Origin of the sequence: Bordetella muralis, assembly GCF_965139205.1 — a bacterium.
Lineage (GTDB): Bacteria > Pseudomonadota > Gammaproteobacteria > Burkholderiales > Burkholderiaceae_B > Bordetella_A > Bordetella_A muralis.
Genome location: NZ_CBCSIU010000014.1, coordinates 119,730 through 144,674 on the forward strand (window position 1 = coordinate 119,730; position 24,945 = coordinate 144,674).

Sequence of the window (24,945 nt, forward strand, 5' to 3'; positions counted from 1 at the left end):
AGACGAAGCCGCCGCCCTGCTCTTGCCCGGCGACATTTTTGACGTCTGGATTGGCGACGATGTCATCAAGATCGCGCCGCCCTGGCTGGCGGCAGCGCTCCAGGGGCTGCAACGCACAGCGGCCCGCATTCCGGTCTGGCTGGGACGTGGCAACCGCGATTTTTTGATGGGCGCCGATCTGGCCAATGCGCTGGGCGCGCACTTGCTGCCCGAGCCCGCCCTGTTGGAAACGGACTTTGGCCGTATCCTGCTGACCCACGGCGATGAGTACTGTACGGACGATGCGGCCTACCAGCAGTTTCGGACCATGGTGCGCAATCCGCAGTGGCAAGCCCAATTTCTGGCCAAGACCATTCCCGAACGCATGGCCATGGCGCAGCAGGCGCGCGGCGAGAGTCAATCGGCGAATCAAATGAAATCCGCCGAGATCATGGATGTCAACGCACAAGCGATCGAGCAGGCCTTTCGCGAGGCCGACATCGATATTCTGGTGCACGGCCACACACATCGCCCTGCCCGGCATGTCCTGGAGGTCGATGGACGCCGCCGCGAACGCTGGGTGTTGCCCGACTGGGAATGCGATCATGCCACTCCGCCGCGTGGCGGCTGGCTGGTGATCGACCGCGATGGCATCACGCCTTACGATCTGGATATCGCCTGATCGCAGCCTGACTCTGGCAAGGGCCTGAAACAAAACGCTGGATTCACGATGTCGCGAATCCAGCGTTTTTTATTTCATGTTTGCAGTCTCAGACCCGTCACCTCAGACATGCGTCGTGAGCCAAATAGCCACCACAATACCCAACGCAATCCGATACCAGGCAAACACCCGATAGGTGTGATTGGCCACAAATCGCAGGACCGCCCGCACCACGACCAGCGCACTCAAGAAGGCCGCGACGAAGCCCACCGCGATGGCCGACAAATCATGGCTGCTCAGTAAACCGATATTGCGGTACATGTCATAGACCGCAGCCCCCAGCATCGTGGGCATGGCGAGAAAGAACGAAAATTCCGTTGCCGTCTTGCGTTGGATGCCAGCAATCATCCCGCCGATAATCGTCGCGCCTGAACGCGACACGCCAGGAATCATCGCGACGCACTGTGCGACGCCGACGCCGATCGCCTGCTTCCACGTAATCTGCTCCAGCGTACGGGCGGTGGCACGTTCATCCGACGCAGAGTCATCAGCCGCCCCCGGCACATCGCCAGGTGTATGGTGCGTGCGGCGCTCTACCCACAGCATGACGAGCCCACCCAGCACCAACGTCACGGCGACCACGCCTGGGTGATAGAACACGCTTTTGATGGTCTTGATGAAAATCGCCCCGATCACCGCAGCCGGCAGGAAAGCCAACAGCAGATTGCGGGTAAAGGCGACTTCGACAGGCACACCCGTCAGCGTACCGCGGATCAATTGCCACAAGCGCGCGCGGAACACCCACATCACCGCCAGGATCGATCCCAGTTGAATTACCACCTCGAACACCTTGCCGGAGCTCGAGGTGAAATTGATCAAGTCACCGATGACGATCAAGTGCCCCGTGCTGGAGACCGGAATGAACTCGGTCAGTCCTTCGATGATGCCGAGGAAAAAAGCCTTGATCAGGTATAGAGTGCTATCGGTCACAGTGTACGTAGAAAAAAAGATTAATTAACCATCGCCATCGGCATCGGCCTCTGACGGCATCAGATACATGCGCTCAACGCGCACCGAAGCTATGCGGCGGCCATCGAGCTCCATCACCTCGAAACGGAAACGATAATGCAGGTCCTCGTATTCGCAACTATCGCCAGGCCGCGGCAAATGGCCAAAACGCGCCAACAAGTAGCCCGCCAGCGTGGAATAGTCCTGCGCGTCGTCGAGCAGGCCTTCGGTTTCCAGCACTTGCTCGACATGATGCAGGTCGGCAGCGCCGTCGATTCTCCAGACGTTGTCCTCTAGCGGCGTGATGTCGGGCAGTTCGTCCTCATCGGGGAACTCGCCGGCAATCGCCTCGAAAACATCAATCGGCGTGACCAGGCCCTCGATCGCACCGAACTCGTCGGCCACCAGCACCAACTGCCCGCGTGAACGCTTGAGCGTGTCCATCAAGCGCAGGATACCAATAGATTCGTGGACGATGATGGGATCACGCAAACGGTTACGACGAATATGGCCGTCGGTGATCAAGTCCGCCACCAGATCTTTGGCGCGGCCAATTCCGATGACCTCGTCAAGTGAGCCGCGGCACACCGGGAAAAAGCTGTGAGGCGCCTCGGTCAATTGCGTGCGTATCGTCTGCGCGTCGTCATCGATATTGACCCATGACAGATCGGTGCGCGGGGTCATGATGGAGCGTATCGAGCGCTCGGCCAGTGTCAATACGCCACTGACCATGTTGCGCTCTTCGACACCGAAGGCTGGCGTGTCGGGCCGGTCTGGGCGCGCGATCGCGGTGTCGTCGCTCTCGGCTGGCGGGCGCTTGCCCAGCATGCGCAGCACGGCGCTGGCCGTACGGTCACGCATCGGGCGGGTCGCATCCAGGCGGAGCAGATTGCGGCGCGCCACCTGGTTCAGCGCCTCGATCGCCACCGAGAAGCCGATCGCGGCGTATAGATAGCCCTTGGGTACTTTGAAGCCAAAGCTTTCGGCCAACAGCGAAAAACCGATCATCAGCAAAAAGCCCAAACACAGCACGACCACGGTGGGGTGCGCATTGACGAAACGCGTCAACGGTTTGGAGGCAATCAGCATCACGCCAATCGCAATGGTCACCGCCATCATCATGATGGCCAGATGATCCACCATCCCTACGGCGGTAATGACCGAGTCCAGCGAAAACACGGCGTCCAGCACCACGATCTGCGTCACGATGACCCAGAAACTGGCGTAAACGCGCGGCCCGAACACCTCGGCGGCCTTGCCCTCGATGCGTTCGTGGAGTTCGAGGGTCCCTTTGAACAGCAGAAACAGGCCGCCCACCATCAGGATCAAATCTCGACCCGAGAACGTCAGCGGCCCAACAGAAAATAGCGGAGCAGTGAGAGTGACCAGCCACGACATGACGGACAACAGGCCCAGACGCATCAGCAGCGCCAAGGATAGACCCACGATACGCGCGCGGTCGCGCTGCGCGGGGGGCAGCTTGTCAGCCAGAATGGCAATGAAAATCAGGTTATCGATCCCCAGGACGATTTCAAGAACGACCAGGGTAAGCAGGCCGACCCACGCGGCGGGGTCCTGCAGCCACTCCATCAAGAGCTCCGAAAGTTTTGGAACCGCCAATCGTACATGGAAATGGCGCGACTTGCCGGCAACATGCCGGCAGATGAGGAAAAATCGGGCGGCGAATTTGCTTGGGCACGCGGCAAATTCGCGCGATACGGGGCATCATCAACATGAGAACGCCCCCCACAGCACACACTGACCCGCCCCTGATGACGAGGCGGGTGCCGGATTCGCCCTGGCCTATCCGGATCTCAGGCCGAAGGAACTGGCTCGCAATCGAGCCAGCGCAAGCGCCCTGCTCAGTCCTGCTTGGGCTGCAAAGCAGCCAACATCTGCGTAAAGATCTTGGGGCTGCCGGCGAGCACATTGCCGGAATCCATCCACCCTTGTTCGCCATCCAGATCGGCGACCAGACCGCCCGCCTCCTGGATCAGCAGGCTGCCTGCGGCCACGTCCCAGGGTTTGAGCTTGAGACCGCAGAAACCGTCCAGGCGGCCCGTGGCCACATAGGCCAGGTCCAGCACGGTCGAGCCCATACGGCGCACGCCGCTGCAGTTCTCGGTCATTTGGCGGAATCGGCCGCCGCCGGCATCGGCATCGCCCGAGCGCGGCCAATGCGCGCCCAGCAGCGCCTCGGCATAACGCGTGCGGCTCGACACGCGCACACGGCGGTCGTTCAGGAACGTGCCGCTACCGCGGCTGGCGGTGAACAACTCGTTGCGCGACGGGTCGTAGACCACGGCCTGCGTGACCTGCCCACGCTGGGTCAAGGCGATAGACACGGCATAATTGGGCAAGCCATGAATAAAGTTGGTCGTGCCGTCCAACGGATCGATGATCCATTGGAATTCGGCCTGCTCCGGCCCTTGCAGGCCGAATTCCTCGCCCAGCACCGCATGATCGGGATAGGCGGCATGCAGGGTCTCGACAATGGACTCCTCGGCAGCACGATCGACATCCGTGACATAATCGCGCGGTCCCTTGCGGGCTACGCTGATTCGTTCCAAGTCCAGGCTGGCACGATTGATGATGGTGCCGGCACGCCGGGCCGCCTTGATGGCGATATTGAGCATCGGGTGCATAAAATTCCGTACGTATGCAATAAGGCCCAACGGGAATGCCTGGTTTCACCAGCCGTTTCCCCTTGAGCGACAACATGGGGCGGCCCTGCCGCAATCGCGCGGCAAAGCCCCGAAAAATCAGGATGGCACTAGGCCAAACCGGGTATTTTAAATGACTCAAGCATTTTCACGCGTTCAGTTCATCATGGTACAGCCCAGCCACCCCGGAAACGTCGGGTCGGCGGCACGTGCCATCAAGACGATGGGCTTTCAGAATCTGGTCCTGGTCGAACCGAAATTTCCCGACATGACCACCCAACCCGAGGCCATCGCCCTGGCCAGCGGCGCCGTCGACGTCCTCGAACACGCCCGGATCTGCGCCACCCTGGAAGAAGCCCTGGCTCCGGTCACCCTGGCATTTGCCCTGACGGCGCGCGTGCGGGACCTGGGGCCTCCGCCCTGCGACATCCGTGAGGCAGCCGAACTGGCCAGCGATCACCTGGCCAACGCAGAATCGGGCGACACCGCCATCGTACTGGGCACCGAGCGGGCAGGCCTGACCAACGCGCAGATCGCATTGTGCCATCGCATTTGCCATATCCCCGCCAACCCGGAATACAGCTCGCTGAATGTCGCCCAGGCTCTGCAACTCGGGGCGTGGGAACTGCGGTACGCCCTGCTCAAGGCAGCCGGCGCGGCCATGTTGCCCGCCTCGACCGCGCAACAGGCCGACCCGGGCGCGGCGCTCGCCCCCAGCGAGGCCGTGCTGGCATTTCTGAAACACTGGGAAGAAGCCTTGATCCAGATCGAGTTTCTCGACCCGGCCCACCCCAAAAAACTGATGCCGCGCATGCGGCACCTGTTCAGCCGCAGCGGCCTGACCCGCGACGAAGTCGATATGCTGCGCGGGGTGTGTACCGCGATGCTGCGTAAAACAAAGATCGTCGACGATAAACAGAAATAGTTCGTCCGACTATCACTGACCGATGTGCTGGCGCCTCGGCACACGTCCCCGGAGCCAGGCCCTCATCATATTCCTGCCCGCCACAAACAATCAGGCGGGCCGCAGCCCGCCTGATTGCCGTTCCGTATCAAGAGAGCGTAAGGAAACGCAATACCGAAGTTGCTTCCTTGCCGCCCTATGGGGTTGTCCGGGTGAAAGATCCGCCCGTCCTTATTCCCATCAATCGACTTGTGCGCCCGACGCCTTGACCACCGGCGCCCAGCTTTCGACTTCCGACTTGATGAAAGCGCCGAACTGATCAGGCGTCGTCTTTTCACCCACAGCGCCCAGGCCCTCAAACGCCTTCTGCACCTCGGGATTGTCTTGTGCCTTGACGATCGCGGCGTTGAGCTTTTCGATGACTTCCGGCGGCGTGCCTGCCGGCGCGATCAAACCGAACCACGACGACACGTCGAATTTGTCAAAGCCCAATTCCTGCATCGTAGGCAGATCGGGCGCGGAGGGCGAACGCTTGGCCGTGGTCACCGCCAACGCCTTCAACTTGCCGCCTTTCACATGCGGCCAAGAGGACGGCATGTTGTCGAACATGAACTGAACCTGGCCGCCGATCAGATCGGTCACCGCCGGCGCGCTGCCTTTGTAGGGCACGTGCAATACGTCGATACCTGTACGCATCTTGAACAGTTCGCCAGCCATGTGAATCGACGTGCCGCTGCCCGACGAGGCAAACGCCAGTTTGCCGGGATTCGCCTTGGCGTAATCCACTAATTCTTGCACCGACTTCACCGGCACCTTCGGGTTCAGGACCAGAATGTTCGGAACCTTGGCGCCCAATGCGACCGGGACGAAATCCTTGGTCAGATCGAACGAAACGTTGCGGTACAGCGTCTGGTTGATGGCGCTGGTCACGGCCACAAACAACAATGTGTAGCCGTCGGGATCCGCACGTTTTACGTAATCAGTCGCGATGTTGCTGCCGGCGCCGGGCTTGTTTTCTACGACGAAGGATTGACCCAATGTCTGCGTCAACTCCTTGGCCATGATGCGAGCGATCACGTCAGTCGTGCCACCCGCAGAAAAACCTACAACAATGTGCACGGGCTTGTCTGGGTAGGCGGCTTGGGCACTGGCGGCGATCGCCATCGAGCCCAAAACACCGGCAAGCAGCGACGCGGCATGGCGAAGAAAACGGGGCTTTTGACCTGTGGTCATGTCGTGTCTCCTGTGAAGTGTCCATAGTACGGACGTTATGATTGGGAATACCGACCGGATTTTCCACTAGTCAATACGGTTCCGGCAAGGTAGAGTCCACACCACGGACGATTTTGCAGAGCGCCGCTTTACGAGCGCGCGTTGCATCGTTATTAGTTACAAGTTCGAGTGCAGCATGTCGATTTCTGAGAACTCTTCCGGGCCGCGTACCCTGCGCCGTGGCCTGACAGTACTGGCAACCCTGCGTGATCACGGCGCTGGCGGCTTGAGCATTACCGATCTTGCCCGCCTGACGGGGATCCAACGCCCGACGATCTACCGCCTGCTCGCGGCGCTGTTGGACGCTGGCTTGGTCTTATCCGTGCCCGGCACTAAAAAATACCGGGCTCAATGGGCGACGACGCCGGATACGGTGACCCCGGATCCCCGCATCAGCCAGACGCTGCCCAGCCTGAAACGCCTGGCCGAGCGCACGGGAGATGCCGTGTTCCTCGTGGTGCGCGAAGGCGACGAGTCGGTCAGCCTGCATCGTGAGATCGGCGGCTATCCCGTGCAGATCCTGGCCACATATGCCGGCAAGCGCCAGCCTCTGGGCGTCGGCTCGGGCGGCATGGCGATCCTGGCCGCCCTGCCCGATTCTGTTGCCCACAGCATCGTCGAGCGCAATTCAGGATATCTGGATGAATATGGCGGCATGACGCCTCACGAGATGCTGAGATTGATTGAAAACACGCGTGCGCGCGGATATTCCGTCGTCGGCAACCATGCCGTACGCGGCGCGCTGGGCGTGGGNNGCGCCCTGCTAGATCCTCAAGGAGCGCCCATTCTGGCGATCAGCGTGACGGCCATCATTGATCGCATGCCTGCGCCACGGCAGCGAGAAATCGCGGGCTGGATCCATGCGGAACTGGCCCGACTCTCATTGCGCGGCGTTTGATGGTGCCAGTCCGGGCCAGAAACGCGGCGGAATCAATGCGCAGCGGTTTCGCGTAAGGAACGCGCGGTTGATAACAGCAGCCCGCTCTCGCGCAAGGGAACGCCGAAATATGGCTTACTTGGACGGTTCCTGGATTTCGCGCACAGGAATGGGCGCCTTGAAACCAGCAGAGGCCAGGGTCTGACGGATCTGGTGAAACAGACCCCAACGCAGATCCCAGTATTGTGCGGCCGCACACCACATGCGGACATTGACCACCGTACCGTTGTCTTTGTATTCGCTTACCTTGACCAGCGGCGCGGGATCTTTCAGCACCAAGGGATGCGACTCGACGATCTTTGTCAGGCTAGCGATCGCCGCATCCAGGTCGTCGCCATAATGAATCGTGACAGGCAGATCCAGGCGGCGCGTCACATTGCGGCTGTAATTGGTGATAGTCGCGCCCCAAACTACGCTATTGGGCAGCGTGATGTGAATACCATCGGCCTGCACCAGGCGGCACAAAAAGAGGCCAACCTCTTCGACTGTCCCTTCGGTGCCCGTGCTCAGCGCAATATATTCGCCGGTGCGCAAGGGACGCAGGATCAACAGCATGATGCCCGCCGCAATATTCTGCAGCGTATTCTGCAATGCCAAGCCTACGGCCAAGCCCGCTGCGCCCAACACCGCGATCAAACTGGCTGTTTGCACACCGAATCGCGCCAACACCGCAATGACCGTGAAAATCCGCACGGTCCACACCACCACGCTGTAGAACATCGGCACAATCGTGGCATCGATACGCGGCGATCGCGTTGCGGCACGCCGCACCCAGCTGCCGAGCAAGGATGATATCCACCAGCCCAGGATCAATATCACCAGCGCCATGGCGACATTCACCGCGCCTTCGGTCAATCGCGGCATCAGGGATTCCAGGCTCATCAAGTACTCACGCATGTCTTTTTCCAACAGGTCGAAATCAAGCGCACAACGTTATCCGTGCGCCCAATGATTAAACAGCTCGAAACTGTATCAAATCACGGTGACTATGCCGAGTCTTGTTGGCTTCCGTCACAAACGCCGGAAATGGTTATCCCAGGACAGACCGGCGGACGGCGTCAAGATCGATTGTGGAGATGCGTCGGGACCTGCCTGCACCAGCGCGCCCATGCCGCTGTTGACTAAAAAGCGTCCCGGCGCCAACGGCGCGACGCCGCAGCCATCCGACAGGCGCGTTGTCCCAAGCATGCGGCCGTTGGTGGCCTCCCAATACAGCACCTGATTACCCACGGGACTGCTGGTCGCGATCACGCCTCCTGCCGGATCCGCAGCCACCGAGCCGATGTAATTGCGGCAATCGCGCAGCACGTCCTCAGGGCCGGCGAACAACTCTGGCTCGTGCCCCCTACGATGCCGCCCCACCAGCGCTGGCCGCTCGCTGGCCGGCCCCATATGCTGGCAACCGAACCACACTGCCCCATCAGCCGCCAACGCCAGATGACGGATCGACAAACGATGCAGATCCTGCGTCAACTCGACACGCTCGATCAAACGTCCATCGTTCGCATCGATATACGCCAACGACGGGCGCATCGTATCCAGATTCAATTCCAGCTTGCCGTAATCCGGATGCGTCAGAATGCCGCCATTGGCCACACAAAGCGTCTTGCCGTCTGGCAATAGGACGACCTCATGAGGACCAATGCCGCCGGTTTCAAATTCACCGACACGGCGATAGTCGCCACCCTCCGACGCATCGTAAACGCCCAGCACGCCCTTGCCCGCTTCGTAGGCGTTCTCTGTTGCCACCATACGTTTGCCATCGGGCAGATAGACACCGTGACCGAAAAAATGGCGCTCGCTCGCGGCCTCTAGCGCGACCGGAGGCCGGGAACCGTCGATACGAAAAGCGACGGCGAAAAATCCCGGCTGGCGACCGAACACCACAGCGCGCCCTCTCTCGGGATCCAGCGCAAAACTGTGGCCGCGTGAGGGCATGGGCACGACCAGTTGATCGCGGCCCTGAACATCCAATACAACGGCCTCATAACGACCGTGGGCCTTGCGCGCGGCCACATACAGCGGGCCTTCGGAGGCGGCCAAACGGTCTGTACGACTGGCTACTTCCTCGGATACATCCGTAGCGGCGCGCAATCCAGCAGGCGACAGACCAGCCAGTGCAGTCAAGGCCAAAAAGCGGCGGCGATCAATCTCCATCGAGCGCATTGAATCCAATCGTGACGCCCAAGGCAGGGGCGAAGTTCTGATCCACAATGTCTTTGGCATTTTTCAGGATCAAACCCGCCAATGCCAAGCGTTGCCACCCGGCCTCATCGGCCAACAATTGCTGCAATGGTTCGTTCACCTTGTCCAGCACTTCAGCGGCGCGATCAAGTTCACCGGTCAACGAAACCCCGATCCACTCTTCGCCCTTGGGATAGCGATAACCCCCCGCGTCGTAAAACGCACGCATCCCTTTTACGCTTGCGGCCAACATCGGTATGGTCGATTCGCTGCGCCAAAAGGCGGCGCGTGGCGCGCGGGCTGCCTGCACGGAGTCGCCCAAAACGGGCAACAGTTTGACGTCGCGCGCAAATTGCAGGCCGGTCGATAACGCTTTGATCGCCTCGGCGGCGACCTCTTGTTGAGTGCGATAGAGATCATTGCCCGCGGCAGGCGCAGTGAACTGCCGGCCAAATTCCCCTTTGGCGCTCCAGGCCTGTTGCAACTCGCCCGACACAGCCGCGACGTTGCCCGCCACAGCCACGGCGTAGCTGCATGCATAGGCCGTATCCTTGCCCGGCGCCGATTTCACCAGACCCGGCGAGTCGTACAACACGTATTCCAGTGCAGGCAAACCTTGCATGGCCACACTGCGCGAGGCCAGCGCGCCCGGTGCTACTGCCGCTGGATCCGCCGCCGCCAACAACGCACGGACCTGACGCTGCATCACCCCGCGGGTGTCCGGCCAGAACGCCAATTTCTCATAGCGGTTGCCCTGCACCAGCGGTCCGAAACGTAAAAACTCCACGCCAGCCCAGGCCTGCAGCGTCCCGGCAAAGGTCTGCTGTACGCCTTTCACATCAGCTTGTCCGCCGCTATCGCACCAGGTCTTTAAAGCCTGCTCCAAATGATTGGCCTGTTCCGCCAGCTTGGCGACAGCGGGCCGCGCGTACCCATCGGCCAGGCGCTTGCCCAAATCGCTGGGCGCCTGCGCCAAGGCGGGCCAGGGTGCAAACACCATGACCGCAGCCGATATCCATTGCTTCGTCTTGAACATACTTGCTCCTCTCGGACCGCTCACAGCGACTCCAGGAATCGAATCAGATCAGCCCGCTCCTGCGGCGTCATCGCGACAACCCTGTCACGCGCAGCCTGGGCTTCGCCACCGTGCCACAGCACCGCCTCCAGCAGCGACCGCGCACGTCCATCGTGCAGCCACGTCGCATTGGGATTCACCGTGCGCGTCAGGCCTATGCCCCACAACGGCGGCGTGCGCCATTCGCTGCCGCTGGCTTCATCCTCGGAAACCTGATCCGCCAATCCCTCGCCCATGTCGTGCAACAGCATGTCGGTATACGGCCAGATCAACTGAAAACGATGTTCCTCTCGCGCCGCGTCCCGCCGCGTCACATACTTGGGCACGTGACAGGCAACACAATTTGCCTCGTAGAACAGTTTTTTCCCGGCCAGCACGCGAGCGTCGTCGACATCACGTCGCTGCGGCACAGCCAGATTCACAGAATACGTCGTCACGAAATCCATCAGCTCGGCCGGGACCTCATGTTCGCCCAAATGCGGTTGTGCACCGTGCGGCATATCGAAGCACGCGGGCTGAGCCTTGGTGCACTCGCCGTAATGACTGGGGAACAACGGCGTAGACAACCCCATGTCATTCGAAAACGCCGCCGCGCTTTGCTGTTCTACTGTCGGTTGGCTGGCTTTCCAATTAAAGCGTCCCAGCACGCGCTCGCCGGTGCGGCGATCACGCGTCCAGTTGGGCCGCCCGCTGATGCCATCCCCATGATCGGCAGCTGCATTGGCCAGGATATCGGCGGGATGGATCGCCTCCAGCAGCCCCAGGCCTATCATCGGTTGGGCAATACGCGGCGATATCTGCACGTCCTGGCGCATTGGGCCATAACCCAGGTTTTCGATGCGGTAAGTCGGCTTCATCAACGTCGCCGTCTCGCCGCCATTCAATGGCACCGTCACCGGTTCATAATCAATTTCCAGGCTGCCTTCGGACGGCAATCCTGCGACCGCGAAATTCTGCAACTGCACGCCATAGACTGGCTCAGGCACAAAGGGCAAATGGCCCGACGCCAATTGCCGACGCTCCTCGTCCGTCGTCGCAGGCACCGACAAGCGCAGCAACAAGGCCACCGCGTCCGAGCGTTCGAGCGGATCGAATCCCGGCACCGAGCCTCGGCCGTCCTTGGTATGACAGGCCTGGCACGAACGCGCATTGAACAACGGCCCCAGGCCGTCCGATGCTTGTGTCGATGACGGCGACGAGACCCAGTCTTTACGGAACAGACCGTTGCCCACCAGGAATTCCTGACGTCCTTCGAACGTCAGATTGGCAGACGGATGCGAAAAGATGTCTGCGTTGATCATCTTGCGCGTGGTCCCGGCCCCGGCAGGCAAGGTCTCGAATGACTCCGGCGCCGAAAAATCGCGCGTCGGCGCGGTGACCTTGGCCACGCGCGCACGGTCTTCTTCTGTCAAATCATCACGCCCGTCAGAGGCGCCAACGGCGCTGGCTGCCGCCAGCGCCGTCAGTATTGCAACAGCGAGCTTGTTCACTGAAATACGGCTTCCGGTTTGTCCAGACTATCCGAGCCTTCCAGTGCGACGTCGCCCAACTCCAGCGCCGCAATCACACGCTCCAGACTGCGCGTCTGGTCGATCAGGCTGTCGATGGCTTTCTGCACCACCGCATTGCCCTCGGCATTGCCCGATGCGATCATCTGGTCATAGGTCTCGACCTTTTCCGCACGATCACGCATGGCCTGCATTGCCGCGACCGTCGCATCCAACTTGGCGCGCATTTCTGCATCCAGCTTGGCATCGCGTGCCTTGACCAGATCAGACAGGCTCGCACCCGTGACGTTCTTGCCATCTGTGCGCTGGTAGTCGCCCAGATAGACGTTGCGAATACCGATCTGGTTGTAATAGTGCGAGTTATGCGTATTGTCCGAGAAGCAATCGTGCTCTTCTTCAGGATCGTTCAGCATCAGGCCGAGCTTCATGCGCTCGCCGGCCAACTCACCGTATGACAGGCTGCCCAGCCCCGTCATCATGGCGATCAAACCGGCCTTGGGGTCCTCTTCGACGGCCTTGCGGGCGGCGCCATCGGATTTCCAGTTAGCGACCATGCTCTCCAGGTCGGAGACGAGCAGATCGGTCACCGCCTTGAGATATTCAATACGGCGTTCGCAATTGCCGCCGGTGCAGTTGGCAGGATCAAAATCCGTGTGCGGACGGTTGCCCGAGTGGCGTTCCTGCGGCGTGCCGGTACGATCGGCAGGGGCGGCGCCCGTACCGTTCAAATCCTGTCCCCACAACAAAAACTCAATGGCGTGATAACCCGTCGCTACGTTGGCCTCGTTACCGTCGGCCTCGTGCAGCGTCTCAGACAGCAGTTCGGGCGTGATCTTGCTGGCGTCGATGGTCTTGCCGCCCACATTGATCTTGGAATTGGCAATGACATTGACCGCATAAAACGCGTTCTGGTCGTTTTCCGTACCATACGACGCGTCCACGTAATCGATCAGGCCTTCGTCCAGCGGCCATGCATTCACGCTGCCTTCCCAGTCATCCACAATGGGATTGCCAAAACGGAAGGCTTCCGTTTGCTGGTAAGGCACCCGGGCCGCCAACCAAGCGGTGCGCGCGCCCTTCAGCGTCTCGGCGCTGGGCTTGGCGATCAAGGCATCAATCGCCGTGCGCAAGGCCTGAGCCGTCGTCAGGGAATCCTCATAACCCGCCAATGCGATGTCGGAATAGGTTTTCACCACCGCCTTGGGTTCGGCAGCCGCCTGAGCGGCGCCTCCCGTCAGGGCGGCCATCAGCAGCGCGCCATAGAGCAACTTGCGCATCGGAACAATCTCCTTTGTTGAAAAAAGCGCGCCCCGCGTGGCCGCGCTTTCTTAGAAATCGATGAGATAACGCAAGTGTAAACAATTTTCGTTTAATGTTCAGTTCAATGTCAGTGTTCTTTATCCCAAATGTCAGAATCAGCCGATAACTCCGGTTAACTACCTCGTCCCACGATTAATTTCTGGCCGACGGGTGGAGCCACCCTCGCAATAGGCGCGTAATAACCGGAATACAAATAAAGGACAGTACCGGCGTCATACAAACCGTCGTGACCAACACGCGCCAGAATATCGGCAAGGCGCTCAATTGCTCGTTCAGCAGCAAACTGAACAGCAGCAACATCGGAAAATACGCCAGCCAGATGCTGACGGCCTGCTTCCAGCGAGGCGGCGCAGTGCGCACCGCGCCAAACCAAGTGTCCATGCCGCTGACCCGATGCACCCGACTCGTACGCACCAGGCTCGCCCCGCGCTCGAGCCACATCCGGCGCGGCAGCGAGTTTTCCCAACGAGCCAGGCTGGCAGCATCGACAAAGCGCAAGACGATCTGGTACTGATCGCCCCCCTCGGGAGGCTGCAACACCCCCGATCCCAAAAAACCTGGAAAGCCTGCTGCCAGGATTTCACCCTGGCGCATCCAAGTCAGAAAATCCCCATAACGTTCGGGAGAAATATGGCGTGTCACCAGCATAGTGACAGGTGCGGGAACATGAGCGGACATACGAAAACTCCTGGCTGCTTGCGGGCCGGTGTCGAACGAGTCCGGCCTCTTAGTACTTACCCTAGCAAACGGCATGCCAATTCGAGGAGCCTCTCGCTACCTGGGGACGATCATCTGAACCGTCCCACGTTATTGCTGCATTGCACCAATCCAAGCCAACGTGCATAGATATCATCGCAAACTGCACCAAAACAGTGCGCCGTGCCACATGCTTTTCCTCGCCATCGATATATGGGTCCGCGTATTGAGGCTGCAAAGACCGAGGTCTACACTAGGCGCTTTCCTCTCGTCTGGAGCACGTGCAATGAGCAACACCAAGATCGCGGTTTTCGTGGGCAGCCTGCGGGCCGCCTCTATCAATTTGCGCCTGGCTCGCGCCCTGGAAAAACTCGCGCCCTCAGACGTCCAGTTTGAATACGCCAGCCTGGGTGACATCCCGCTGTTCAACCAAGATCTTGAGACGGATTTACCCGCGCCGGCAGCCAAACTGAAAGCCTTGATCGCCGAGGCTGACGGTCTGCTGTTCGTCACCCCTGAGCACAATCGCTCGATACCCGCAGCCTTGAAAAACGCGATCGACTGGGGCTCCCGTCCCTGGGGACAAAACTCGTGGCCCGGCAAAGCCGGCGGCCTGCTCGGCACCTCGCCCAGCGCTGCGGGCACGGCCATGGCCCAACAACACCTGCGCAACATCCTCGCCGCAGAGGGGGTCAATGTGTACACAACTCCTGAGGTGTTCCTGCAAGACACCGCCGGGCTCATCGACGATCAGTACACCATCACCAACGAACGCACCCGCCAATTCCTGCAGGGCTGGCTCGATGGCTATATCGCCTGGGTGAACAAGCTCAAGGCATAAGACCAGATCACTGCCGACGACACGGCGGCAGACAACAGAAGCGGGGGAAAGGCTCACACCTTCCCCCGCTTTTTCTATCCACACACCCTCGGCTTATCCCCGTCTAATGTGGACAAGCCACTGAACAGTTTTCTGACAAGCGGGGAATCATCTTTCACGACAAGGACTTACAAGCGCTGATTAAAAAATGCCCAATCAACGTCTGGACCTGTCATTCCATGCATGAAAGTCCAAAAAACGGCATCGACGACAGCAAAAACCTCTTTTTCCATCGATCTCAATGCGCTTTGGGTCCTGAACTATCCACACACCCTGAGCTTATCCCCGCGTAATGTGGACAAGCCACTGAACAGTTTTCGGACAAGCAGAGAATCGCCTTTCGCGACAAAGGCTTACGATGACCGATCAAAAAATGATCAATCGGTGCTTCCACTCGGCTTTTAGCGCCAATCGGTGAACAGACCGCATCCCGAAGCGAAAAATTTCCGGACTCGCAAGGTTTTACACACCCACTCGAACCTGAACTATCCACACACCCCGGGTTTATCCCCGGACAATGTGGACAAGCCACTGAACAGTTTTCGGACAAGCAAAGAAAGTCCTTACACCGCAAACACTTACGATGCATGGTGAAAAAATGCGCAACGATCAGGATCGCTGCGCCAACGCGGCGTCAGGGCTCTTGCTCCAGACGCATCCCGATCTTCAGGCTCACTTGCCAGTGGGCGACCTTGCCATCCTTGATATGGCCGCGCACCTCGGTGACTTCGAACCAGTCCAGATTGCGCAACGTTTCCGATGCACGAGCGATCGCCTGCGTAATGGCATCGTCCGAAGACTTCGTAGACGATCCCACCAACTCGATCTGCTTGTAGATATGGCTATTGGACATTGCTGTACCTCCTAGAAAAAAGGTCCCACGCTTCTGTCACCACGTGACGACGCGCCAATCGCTGGACACCGCCCGTCATGGAGAATCGCCCCACAACACCGGCGGCGCACTCTGCAACTCATTATTGATGTGTTTGTCAGCAACTGCAATGCCTGAGCCTCTGCTGAGGGCAACAAGCAGAAAACCCCAACACCCTCGCGCGGAAATCACCGCGCGCAGACACCCGAACCAGAAATACTTGCCGATCCAAGGCCTGCTTCAGAAAGGATTACGATTGGGGGTTTCCACGTGATCTGGTGATAGCGGGACGTCTTTCATTCCGTATCGCACCCCATCAAGCGTCCCATTCGCGACCATGCGTTATCGCCTTCCTCCTTTAAATACCTTGCGTATCTTCGAGGCCATCATGCGCCGGGGCTCCATACGTCAGGCCGCAGAAGAACTGTGTCTTACCCCGCAAGCCGTCAGCCAACAGCTCAAGCAACTCGAAGCTCATTTGGAACAGCCCCTGTTCCAACGCAATATTCGCAGCCTGACTCCTACCCAAGCAGCACATACGCTGTATGACCACGTGCGCGACGGCCTGGATCGGTTCTCTCAGGGCGTCAGCGCCGTGCAGACCTCTCGCACGGCGCAACAGTTATATCTGTATGTCAGCCCGTATTTTGCGACGGAGTTCCTGGTGCCCCGACTAGGTCAATTCACCGCGCTGTTCCCTGGCATCGATTTTCGGATGGCTGTGGGTGTGGACTTGATCGAGCTCGATGATCGGGGAATGGATGCGGCCATACACTGGGATTACGGTGGCAACGTCGACTATATCGAAACGCCCTTGATCGACGACTTGAAAGTGCTGGTCGCCACGCCCGGTCTGCTGGAACGGATCCCGTTGAACAGCCCCTCGGACTTGCTCAAACACAGCGTGGTCACCTCATTGGTGGCCAACTCGCTCTGGGACGACACGCTGGACCTGCTACAAGTAAAGGAACGTGCCTCGCAACGGGTCATGCTGCTGCACACCCACGCGGCAATGATGGAGGCTATCCTCGCAGGCCTGGGCGTAGGGTTCATCTCGNATGCCGATGCCGTCAGGGAAATCGCTGCGGGCCGGCTCGTGGCGCCCTATGGCGTCGATCTGCTCAAGCAACTGCCCGCGGAAAAAATGCCTCGCTTCACGCTGCTGATCAAACCTGATCGCAAGCATTCGCCGTTGCTCAAGCAGTTCACCGCATGGCTGTTGGAATACGTTTGCACAGAAGACATCGCGGGCTATCCCTCGGCGTGCCGCCAGGTTTCCAGCGCGTCGAACACCGCGCGGCGCTGAGAGCCCCGCAGAAAAACCGACGTCTTCCGTGCGATCTATCACTACGACAGGGGCATCGCCCCTGCATGCTCAATGCGGACGCGCCACATCCCCATGCATGGGTTCGCCGGTACGGTCACGGCTATACAACAGCGCCACCACACCCACCAACGCGCCCAGCATCAAATAATAGGCCGGCATCATCGGATTTCCCGTACGCTGAATCAGCCACGCATTCAACATGGGGGCAGTGCCTGCGAACAACGCCACCGACACGTTGTAGCTGATCGCCATTCCCGTGAAACGCACATGAGGCGCGAATAACGCGGGCACAGCGGCAAAGATGCATCCCAGCATGGCGGCCAGACACAGATTCATCACCATCAAGGCGGCCAGTTTCTCGAGATAGCCGCCCGTCGACAGCATACTGAAGCACGGAATCGCCAACACCAGGATCGCCATGCTGCCTGCCAACATCGTCGCCTTGCGCGTGATGCGGTCGGCCAGCCATCCCATGACCGGGATCATCACGATCAGGAAAATCTGCGGTCCGAGCGACAGCATGAATCCTTGGGCGGGCGCCATCGTCAAGGTGCTGATCAAGTACGTCGGGATATACGTCACCACCGTGTACAAGGTGATATTAGTGACAATGATCAGGCCGCAAGACTGCAGCAGCGGGCCTCTATGCGTTTCAAACAAATGGCGCCAGCTGACTTTGGGAGGCGCGGTCTTGCTTTCCCGAACCGCTTGAAACGTCGGCGTTTCCTCCAGATGATTGCGGATATACAGGCCAATCGCACCCAGGGGCAATGCCAACAGGAACGGCACACGCCAGGCCCAATCATTGATCTGATCCGCGGTGAACAGACTGGTCAGAACCGTCGTAATGATGGCGCCAAATGCAAAGCCGCTGATGCAACCCACCTCGACCCAACTCGTCACGGCTGTGCGGTGTTTGTCAGAGCAATACTCCGCCACAAAAATCGCAGCGCCACTGCCCTCGCCACCCGCCGAAATGCCTTGCAGCAAGCGCATCACCACCAGCAATATAGGCGCGGCGATACCGATCGTATCGTGCGACGGGATCGAACCAATGGCGCATGTCGCCAGCGCCATCATCAGGATCGTGACCGTCAGCACGTTCTTGCGGCCATAACGATCCCCGATCGGACCGAACAGAAAACCGCCAAAAGGCCGTGCGAAAAACGCGACAGCAAACGCCGCCAATGAGGCGATCAACTGCATTCCCGGTTCGCTGGAAGGGAAAAACACTTTGCCCAGGATGGCGGCCAGATAACCATAAACAGAAAATTCGAACCACTCGACAAAGCTGCCCACCACCGAGGCCAGCACGACACGGTTCAACTCTTTCTTGCCGACTTTACGCGGTGCTGTTCCACCAGTGTCTTGCACGTCCTGATCGGAAATTCCGTCCGATATGGGACGGCCAGCGCTGATTGCATTGGTATTCATTTTTTCCCCATCATGTATTGATATTGAATGAACACTGCCGATGCGGCACAGCCACCGGCAGTCCCGCCCTGCGATCAATCAAACGCGTGTGGATAGTCGCGGCGCGCCTCGGCCTCGCTGATATAGCCGTAGTGCACATCGCGCTTGACCAGTTCGGCGGGCCGCTCAGCCGGCTCACCAAAACCGCCGCCACCGGGCAAGTCCAGCACCAGCCGCTGTCCCTCTGCAATCAGCTGACTGCCCTTGGCACGCAACGCCGTGCCGTCGTCCAGCGCGACCTTGCCGGCTCCGCCGTTGCTGCCGCCGTGATGGCCTCGCGCCGGAAAAGCCACGCGATCAAACATCGCGTTCAACGTGAACTGATATCCCTCGTGAGCACCGATCTCGATACGCTGCCCCAGGCCGCCACGCCAACGCCCTGCCCCCCCCGAATCGGGCAACAGCTCCTTGCGCCATACAACGATCGGGCCAATACTCTCCGTCACTTCCGAGGACATGGTGTGCACACCGCTCGGGAAAGCCGTGGTACTCAGCCCGTCACTGTTGGGCCGAGCGCCCGTGCCGCCGGTATTGAAAATCAGCATCTCGTGGCGCGACTCGCGATTATGTTCACGCGCGCCCTGGAAGCGCATCTGCAGGTTCCACAGTGCACTGGCACCCTCGGCAGGAATCAAATCCGGGCGATAGCTCTGCAAGGCTCCCAGCACCACGTCGGGAATCAAATGCCCCAGCACATGCCGTACCGCCACCGGAGCAGGGAACGGTGCATTCAGAATGCAGCCCGCCGGAGCCGTGATTTCAAACGGGCGCAGCGACGCCCAATTATTGGGTATCTCAGGAGCGATGGCGCACTTCAACGCATAACACGCATAGGCCTTGGTATAGGTGAGAGGCACATTGATACCGTACCGGCTCGTGCCCGAGGTCCCTGCGAAATCCGCGTACATGGTGCCGCCCTGCGGCTGCACCGTCACCCGCAGATCAATCGGGCTCTCGTACCCATCGACCCGCATCTCATAGCTGTGTTTACCTTGAGGCAGCGCCGCAATGTAGTTGCGCGTGGCGCGCTCGCTGTGGTCAAAAATAAACGCCGCCAACTCCGTCAGATCAGGCAGCCCGAACTCGTCCAGCATGGCTTCAAGACGGCGCCGCCCCGTATCATTGCAAGCAACCAGCGAATGGAAATCGCCGACCACCTGATCCCGTTCGCGCACGTTATTGCGCAGAATCTCGACCAGATCCTCATTCAGTACGCCGCCCTTGTAGAACTTCATCAAGGGGATGCGAATACCTTCTTCGTACACGTCGCCCGCATCGGGACCAAAGCCGCGCCCACCGATATCCACCACGTGCGCCGTCGAGGCAAAAAAGCCGATCAGGCGAGGCGCCGCCTCCGCTGAGGACTTGCGGTAGACCGGCGTCACCATGGTGATATCGTGCAAATGTCCCGTTCCCATCCAGGGGTCGTTCGTCACCAGCACATCACCCGGCACCAGGCCATCCTCACCGAACTTGGCCACGAAATGCCCAACCGACTCCGCCATGGAATTGACGTGCCCCGGCGTACCGGTCACGGCCTGCGCAATCATGCGTCCGTGTGCATCGAACACGCCTGCCGACAAATCGCCCGCCTCGCGCACGCTCGTGCAAAACGCCGTACGGATCAACGTCGCAGCCTGTTCCTCGACCACCGAGATCAGGCGATTCCACATGATTTGTTCGCGGACTTTGATATTGGTGCTCATGTCACACCCCTTCTTTCTGTTGACGTTGGATGAGTAAGCTGTCGTCCTGCTGCAGGATCAAGCTGTAGTCCGGACTGACATAGGTCGAGGTCTCTTTTTCCGTCACAATCAATGGCCCATCCAGCCGCACGGCACGCGGCAAGCTGGCACGGTCATAGATGGCGCAATCATGGAAATCGCCGGACTTGGCATCGAACACATCGCGTCGATCAATCGGTGGATATTGCTCGCGCGATCCCGCATGGTCGCCCGTGCTCGGCTCGATGCGCGCCGGCATTTCCGTTTCGGTGCGCAAAGACAGCGCCCAGCTCACTACCTCGACGTCCAGCCCGGCCACTTCGTGGCCAAACAGCTGAGTATAGGCCCGCACAAAATTCGCGCGCAAGACTTCAAGACTGGCGTCGTTCAACTCCCCCGTAGGCGCATCCACCGGGATTTCCCAACCCTGGCCGGCATAGCGCATATACGCCCGCAACTCGCGGATGGCATCGTCGCCATGTCCCGTTTCCCGAAGGAAACTCGCGACCTCGTCATTCATCTCGGCAATCATGCCGTTCACAATGCCGGCATCGAACTGACTCAAGCGCATGACCGCGCTGCGCAGTGATTCATAGCCGAAAGGCGCGCGCAGAAATCCAATGGCCGACCCGACACCTGCGCCTGGCGGCACGAGCAGACGTTCCATGCCGAGTTTCTCGCACAGCCGCACCGCATGCAACGGCGCGGCACCGCCATAGGCGATCATCGTGTATTCGCTCAGATCGCGACCGCTCTCGACCGCGTGCATGCGTGCGGCGTTGGACATATTCTCGTCCACCATCTCGGCCACCGCATAGGCAGCCTGCACATTCACGCTCTGCAGCGGATCCGCGATATGCGTCTGCAATGCCTGACGCGATGCCTGCTCGTCCAAGGTAATCGAACCGCCCGCAAACCGCTTGGCATCGAGCTTTGCCAGCACCAGATCCGCATCCGTCACTGTCGGACGCTCGCCACCTCGGCCATAGCAGGCCGGCCCAGGCTCGGAGCCCGCGCTTTCCGGGCCGACCCTGACTTGTTTCAAATCATCGACATGCGCGATCGAACCACCGCCCGCACCGATCTCCACCATTTCGATCACCGGGATCGAAATCGGCATGCCGCTGCCCTTCTTGAATCGATATGTGCGCGCCACCTCGAACGTGCGCGCGGTCTTGGGATGCAGGTCTTCAATCAAGCAGATCTTGGCCGTCGTTCCGCCCATATCGAATGACAAAACGCGATCCAGACCGTATTTCGCGGCAACGTGGCTGGCGTAGATCGCTCCGCCCGCAGGGCCGGATTCCAGCAAGCGCACCGGAAACTCCGCAGCACTCGCCAACGACATCAAACCGCCACCCGAGTGAATCATGTACAGCGGGCACGCCATACCCTCTGCCGCCAGAGCCTGGGCCAGGCGATTCAGGTACGACGACATCAGCGGCTTGACATAAGCATTCGCGCAGACCGTGTTGAACCGTTCGAACTCGCGGATCTGCGGCGAGACCTCACACGAAATCGACACCGATACATCGGGCAACGCGCGCCGCAGGCTGTCACGCACCAGACGCTCATGATCGCCATTGCGATAGCTGTGCATCAACCCCACTGCCACGCTGGTAAAGCCCCCGTCGCGAATCGCATCAATGATGCGGTCCAGGCCTGCCATATCGAGCGGCACCAACTCACGCCCGGACGCATCCAGACGCCCCTTGAGCGGAAAGCGGTCGCAACGCGGTATCAGCGGCGCAGGCAATTGAATCGTCAAGTCATACTGCTCGAAACGGCCCTCGTTGCGCATTTCGATGACATCGCGAAAACCGTCGCTCGTAATAAATGCCGTCTTGGCGCCCCGGCGCTCGATCAGCGCATTGGTCGCGAGTGTCGTGCCATGCACGATGGACTGAATTGCCGCAGGCGCAATTCCTGCTTGTTCTATCGCCAACTTCAAGCCCTGCACAATGGCGCGCTCGGGCTTCTCATAATCGGTCAGCACTTTAGCGGTGTACAGCCGCCCCTGATATTCCAACGCCACATCGGTGAATGTCCCGCCGATGTCGACCCCTGCCCTGCAAGCCAAATTCTTGTCGCTCATGTATTACCCATGTACGGATGAAAGGGTTCTGGCGATGTGCCGCGCGGTCTGCGCCACATTGCTCTGTGCCCATCATCGGCCAAGCCGGGCAAAGATGACAAACAAGTAATAACACGCATTAGGACAAGCCAGGCTAGGCCAGCAATTACCCTTAAGGGACTACCCTTATCCCGCTATATGGCAATTTAATGGCGCTTCTATGACAGCGCATCGATCAAAAAATGTCGAAATACGATGTTTTTTATCTTTAGCCATATCGGCGTCATACAGGCACCGTAGTCTCTCGTCCGCCAACTGACGTTTTACTGAAAAACGACTCACATTACGAGGATCTACATGTCATATTTGACGGACAAACTGCGTGCCCCCAGCCGTGACGCCCGCGGCGAAATCACGGTTCCGGGCCAAATGCTCGAGGACATCGTGGCGGCCAACCCCGCCCGCCGCACGCTCTTGAGAAACAGTATCGGCCTGTCGTTGATCTCCGTCTTTGGTGCAACGCTGACGGCCTGTGGCAGCGGCAGCGATGACGATGACGACAGCGGTGGCGATACCGGCGGTGGCGAGACGCCCGGCCCCACGCCCGAGCCGGGTCCTGATTATTCCGTCACGTTCAAGCCCTTGGACGATCTGATCACCGCAGACATGGTCACCGTACCGGAAGGCTACGTGGTAGACGTGCTGTATTCTGCGGGCGACAAGTGCGCCATCGGTTCGATCGGCTACACCGGCGTGCCGCAGTCCTTCCCGGTCACCGAGAACCAAGCCGGCGGCCAGCACGACGGCATGCATTTCTATCCGCTGGAAGGCATCGACCCGAGCAAGGGCGGCCTGCTGGTACTGAATCACGAAAACGTCGACGGCGAAACGCTGGACCTGAGCACCAACGAAACCCAGACCAACTTGTCCAACGTCGGCGTATCGGTGATCGAGATCGCCCGTACCGACGACGGAAAATGGTCGGTCAACACGAACTCCAGCTACAACAAGCGCTATACCGGCAACACCGTCTATGGTGTGAGCGGTCCGGCCGCCGCCGTGGTGGGTTCGACCGTGGTAGGCACTCTGAACAACTGCGCCAGCGGCCCGACGCCCTGGGGCACGTACCTGACCTGCGAAGAAACAACCGACAACTATTGGGACCCGTCCCAAGCCGAGGAAGGCTACGGCTGGGTCGTCGAGATCGATCCGTACAGCCCGAACTCCACCGCTGTCAAACGTACCGCCATGGGCCGTTTCGACCACGAGAACACCGCCTACATGCTGGACGAGAACAACCGTGTCGCGTTCTACATGGGCGATGACGGCACACCGGGCTGCATTTATAAATTCGTCCCCAACAAGGCTTACGATCCGTCGAACCGCGCCAATAACTTTGGCCTGCTCGACGACGGCACGTTGTATGCCGCCCGCTTTAACGACGACGGCTCGGGTAATTGGGTCGAGCTGACGGTCGGCAAGAACAATCTGACGGTGGGCGCTGTAGACCCGGGCAACTACACCCAGGTTGCCCCGGGCACGCTGCCCGAGTCGTCGCTGATCGACTTCAAGACGCAAGCCGATGTGCTGATCAACACCAAGGCTGCTGCACGCGTGGCAGGCGCTACGTTGATGGACCGCCCGGAGTGGATCACCCTCGGCGCCGACAAGACGGTTTACTGCACGCTGACCAACAACAGCCGCCGCCAACGTACCAGCGCGGCCAACCCCCGCACGCAAAACCAGCACGGTCACATCGTGCGCTGGAAGGAGAATGGTGACTCTCCGCTGGCCACGACCTTCCAATGGGATCTGCTGCTGCTGGCGGGCTTTGACAAGTCCGAAGGCCAAGCCGAGAACGTTACCGGCAACATCAATGGCGACACCTTCTCGAGCCCCGACGGCATTCGCGTCGATCCCCAGGGCCGCCTGTGGGTGCAAACCGATTCCGGCGCCTCCGGTTTTGGGAATAACTCGATGTATTACATCGATCAGAACACTGGCGAATCCAAGCGCTTCCTGGTGGGCCCGGCCGGTTGCGAAATTACCGGCATCGCTTATCCGGATGATCTGACGGCGTTCTTCATCAACATTCAGCACCCGAACGGCGTGTGGAATACGTTGCGCGCAGAGGGTGGTGATGCACGCTCGGCTACCATCGTTGTCCGGCGTGAAGACGGTAAGCCCGTCGGCGCCTGATTGACGTGGCGGGAGGGGTCGTTGCTGTAGGGGCGGCTTCTCTCGAGCGTTCTTGGCTGGTGGAGTTTTACGCTGCCGCTCTCGTAAGAAGGCATGTTCATCATGCGTATTGGGTCTCTTGCGAGCAAGCATATGGTTCTTAAGCGCCAGGGGCTGCCTTGTACAGGCTGTGCCGGCCCNNNNATCGTCC

Annotated in this window: 20 protein-coding genes and 2 pseudogenes; 8 read left to right on the forward strand and 14 right to left on the reverse strand. The window is 59.7% G+C overall.

The features are described 5' to 3' along the window. On the forward strand, positions 1 to 661 hold a 661-nt coding region (locus ACNA0I_RS18945; RefSeq protein WP_415807581.1), incomplete at its 5' end, for a UDP-2,3-diacylglucosamine diphosphatase. Positions 662 to 763: 102 nt separating this feature from the next. Here the strand turns inward: ACNA0I_RS18945 and ACNA0I_RS18950 are convergent. From ACNA0I_RS18950 to ACNA0I_RS18960, 3 genes are all read right to left on the reverse strand, one after another. Continuing rightward, positions 764 to 1,630: an undecaprenyl-diphosphate phosphatase gene (locus ACNA0I_RS18950; protein WP_415807582.1), complete on the reverse strand. Its 867-nt coding sequence runs from the start codon at positions 1,628 to 1,630 to the stop codon at positions 764 to 766. A 24-nt stretch (positions 1,631 to 1,654) separates the two neighbouring features. Next, complete coding sequence (locus ACNA0I_RS18955) at positions 1,655 to 3,238, reverse strand: TerC family protein (protein WP_415807583.1); 1,584 nt, start codon at positions 3,236 to 3,238, stop codon at positions 1,655 to 1,657. A gap of 272 nt (positions 3,239 to 3,510) precedes the next feature. Beyond that, positions 3,511 to 4,293 (reverse strand): inositol monophosphatase family protein, encoded by a 783-nt coding sequence (locus ACNA0I_RS18960; RefSeq protein WP_415807584.1) that lies wholly within the window; start codon positions 4,291 to 4,293, stop codon positions 3,511 to 3,513. A gap of 151 nt (positions 4,294 to 4,444) precedes the next feature. Here ACNA0I_RS18960 and ACNA0I_RS18965 point away from each other — a divergent pair, with 151 nt between their 5' ends. After that, positions 4,445 to 5,236, forward strand: coding sequence for an RNA methyltransferase (locus ACNA0I_RS18965; protein ID WP_415807585.1), 792 nt, complete (start codon positions 4,445 to 4,447; stop codon positions 5,234 to 5,236). 219 nt (positions 5,237 to 5,455) lie between these two features. Here ACNA0I_RS18965 and ACNA0I_RS18970 read toward each other — a convergent pair whose 3' ends face one another. Next, entirely contained in the window at positions 5,456 to 6,448 is a 993-nt protein-coding gene (locus tag ACNA0I_RS18970) for a Bug family tripartite tricarboxylate transporter substrate binding protein (RefSeq protein WP_415807586.1), read from the reverse strand. Between the two features lie 175 nt (positions 6,449 to 6,623). Here ACNA0I_RS18970 and ACNA0I_RS18975 point away from each other — a divergent pair. Beyond that, positions 6,624 to 7,240, forward strand: a 617-nt coding sequence (locus ACNA0I_RS18975; protein ID WP_415807587.1) for a helix-turn-helix domain-containing protein, incomplete at its 3' end; no start/stop codon positions are given. A gap of 2 nt (positions 7,241 to 7,242) precedes the next feature. Continuing rightward, a pseudogene (locus ACNA0I_RS18980) lies at positions 7,243 to 7,385 on the forward strand (IclR family transcriptional regulator); the annotation flags it as partial. A 114-nt stretch (positions 7,386 to 7,499) separates the two neighbouring features. Here the strand turns inward: ACNA0I_RS18980 and ACNA0I_RS18985 are convergent. The 6 genes from ACNA0I_RS18985 to ACNA0I_RS19010 form a co-directional block, all read right to left on the reverse strand. After that, the gene (locus tag ACNA0I_RS18985) at positions 7,500 to 8,321 is read right to left on the reverse strand and encodes a mechanosensitive ion channel family protein (protein WP_415807588.1); all 822 of its coding nucleotides are present in this window, start codon (positions 8,319 to 8,321) and stop codon (positions 7,500 to 7,502) included. A 114-nt stretch (positions 8,322 to 8,435) separates the two neighbouring features. Then, positions 8,436 to 9,581, reverse strand: coding sequence for a DUF1513 domain-containing protein (locus tag ACNA0I_RS18990; RefSeq protein ID WP_415807589.1), 1,146 nt, complete (start codon positions 9,579 to 9,581; stop codon positions 8,436 to 8,438). Further along, the gene (locus ACNA0I_RS18995) at positions 9,571 to 10,644 is read right to left on the reverse strand and encodes an imelysin family protein (protein ID WP_415807590.1); all 1,074 of its coding nucleotides are present in this window, start codon (positions 10,642 to 10,644) and stop codon (positions 9,571 to 9,573) included. The genes ACNA0I_RS18990 and ACNA0I_RS18995 overlap by 11 nt, the downstream gene beginning before the upstream one ends. Positions 10,645 to 10,664: 20 nt before the next feature. After that, the gene (locus ACNA0I_RS19000) at positions 10,665 to 12,173 is read right to left on the reverse strand and encodes a di-heme oxidoreductase family protein (RefSeq protein ID WP_415807591.1); all 1,509 of its coding nucleotides are present in this window, start codon (positions 12,171 to 12,173) and stop codon (positions 10,665 to 10,667) included. Next, entirely contained in the window at positions 12,170 to 13,468 is a 1,299-nt protein-coding gene (locus ACNA0I_RS19005; protein ID WP_415807592.1) for an imelysin family protein, read from the reverse strand. Before ACNA0I_RS19005 ends, ACNA0I_RS19000 begins: the two co-directional genes overlap by 4 nt. A 175-nt stretch (positions 13,469 to 13,643) precedes the next feature. Next, on the reverse strand, positions 13,644 to 14,189 hold the full coding sequence (locus tag ACNA0I_RS19010) for an antibiotic biosynthesis monooxygenase (protein WP_415807593.1): 546 nt from the start codon (positions 14,187 to 14,189) through the stop codon (positions 13,644 to 13,646). A gap of 304 nt (positions 14,190 to 14,493) precedes the next feature. Between ACNA0I_RS19010 and ACNA0I_RS19015 the strand changes: the two genes are divergently transcribed. Then, positions 14,494 to 15,048: an NADPH-dependent FMN reductase gene (locus ACNA0I_RS19015; protein ID WP_415807594.1), complete on the forward strand. Its 555-nt coding sequence runs from the start codon at positions 14,494 to 14,496 to the stop codon at positions 15,046 to 15,048. Between the two features lie 673 nt (positions 15,049 to 15,721). Here ACNA0I_RS19015 and ACNA0I_RS19020 read toward each other — a convergent pair. Next, positions 15,722 to 15,940, reverse strand: coding sequence for a dodecin (locus tag ACNA0I_RS19020; RefSeq protein WP_094822407.1), 219 nt, complete (start codon positions 15,938 to 15,940; stop codon positions 15,722 to 15,724). Positions 15,941 to 16,295: 355 nt separating this feature from the next. Here ACNA0I_RS19020 and ACNA0I_RS19025 point away from each other — a divergent pair. After that, on the forward strand, positions 16,296 to 17,015 hold a 720-nt coding region (locus tag ACNA0I_RS19025; protein WP_415807595.1), incomplete at its 3' end, for a LysR family transcriptional regulator. 1 nt (position 17,016) lies between these two features. Beyond that, positions 17,017 to 17,264, forward strand: a pseudogene (locus tag ACNA0I_RS19030) (hypothetical protein); the annotation flags it as partial. 69 nt (positions 17,265 to 17,333) lie between these two features. Here the strand turns inward: ACNA0I_RS19030 and ACNA0I_RS19035 are convergent. The 3 genes from ACNA0I_RS19035 to ACNA0I_RS19045 all read right to left on the reverse strand — a co-directional run bounded on the left by ACNA0I_RS19035 (position 17,334) and on the right by ACNA0I_RS19045 (position 22,577). Then, entirely contained in the window at positions 17,334 to 18,719 is a 1,386-nt protein-coding gene (locus ACNA0I_RS19035; RefSeq protein ID WP_415807596.1) for an MFS transporter, read from the reverse strand. Positions 18,720 to 18,793: 74 nt separating this feature from the next. Beyond that, on the reverse strand, positions 18,794 to 20,464 hold the full coding sequence (locus ACNA0I_RS19040) for a hydantoinase B/oxoprolinase family protein (protein WP_415807597.1): 1,671 nt from the start codon (positions 20,462 to 20,464) through the stop codon (positions 18,794 to 18,796). A 1-nt stretch (position 20,465) separates the two neighbouring features. Beyond that, positions 20,466 to 22,577 (reverse strand): hydantoinase/oxoprolinase family protein, encoded by a 2,112-nt coding sequence (locus tag ACNA0I_RS19045; RefSeq protein WP_415807598.1) that lies wholly within the window; start codon positions 22,575 to 22,577, stop codon positions 20,466 to 20,468. Between the two features lie 336 nt (positions 22,578 to 22,913). Here ACNA0I_RS19045 and ACNA0I_RS19050 point away from each other — a divergent pair, with 336 nt between their 5' ends. Then, positions 22,914 to 24,755, forward strand: a complete 1,842-nt coding sequence (locus ACNA0I_RS19050; protein ID WP_415807599.1) for a PhoX family protein — start codon at positions 22,914 to 22,916, stop codon at positions 24,753 to 24,755. Positions 24,756 to 24,945 lie beyond the last annotated feature (190 nt).